Source organism: Iodobacter sp. BJB302, from assembly GCF_002735645.1.
Taxonomy (GTDB): domain Bacteria; phylum Pseudomonadota; class Gammaproteobacteria; order Burkholderiales; family Chitinibacteraceae; genus Iodobacter.
In genome coordinates this window covers 1-668 of record NZ_PDZG01000189.1, presented here as the reverse complement: position 1 = coordinate 668, position 668 = coordinate 1, and the positions used below count along the sequence as shown (strand labels likewise).

Genomic DNA, 668 nt, shown 5'->3' with positions numbered 1-668 from the left:
CAAGCATTTTGCTTAAAATGGCATCTTTACGAGCCTTGGGAATACGCGACATGATAAGTAACCAGCCCCCTGAGTAAGTTGGAATCCCTGAAAAGGGAGTATCTCAACTATCCTGACACAGGGGGCAGTATATATTTTACTTTCAAAAAACAACCCTCCATTCATCAATGGAAATTCTCCCCTCTGTGTCAGGATAGTTGAGATACTGGTAATCCCCCCATTTTTAAGCTCACTTAAAAGTAGAGGCTAGGCATGTAATGCCAGTTTTTGTTTCGGGGTGATGCCGCCCAATCCCATATGCGGGCGTTCATTATTGTATGTCCAAAGCCATTGCGTTGCAGTTTCTTGCACTTCGGCAAGGCTTTCAAAATCATCGCAAGCCAGCCATTCATAACGCACAGTGCGATTATAGCGCTCAATATATGCATTTTGCTGCGGATTACCTGGCTGAATATAAGCTAATTCAATCGATTGTTGTTCTGCCCAATTCTTTAATATGTGACTAATGTATTCAGGCCCATTATCTGATCGAATTCGCTTAGGCTTGCCGCGCCATTCAATGATTTGATTCAAGCTGCGTATTACGCGCTCTGCCGGCAAAGAGAAATCAACTTCAATACCTAATCCTTCCCGATTAAAATCATCAATCACATTAAATAAGCGAATGC

At 42.5% G+C, this 668-nt stretch carries 1 protein-coding gene; it reads right to left on the bottom strand.

Translation table 11 applies throughout. The annotated features are described in order from the left end of the window. Positions 1 to 246 precede the first annotated feature (246 nt). Positions 247 to 668, bottom strand: a 422-nt coding sequence (locus CSQ88_RS22565; protein WP_143449596.1) for an integrase core domain-containing protein, incomplete at its 5' end; no start/stop codon positions are given.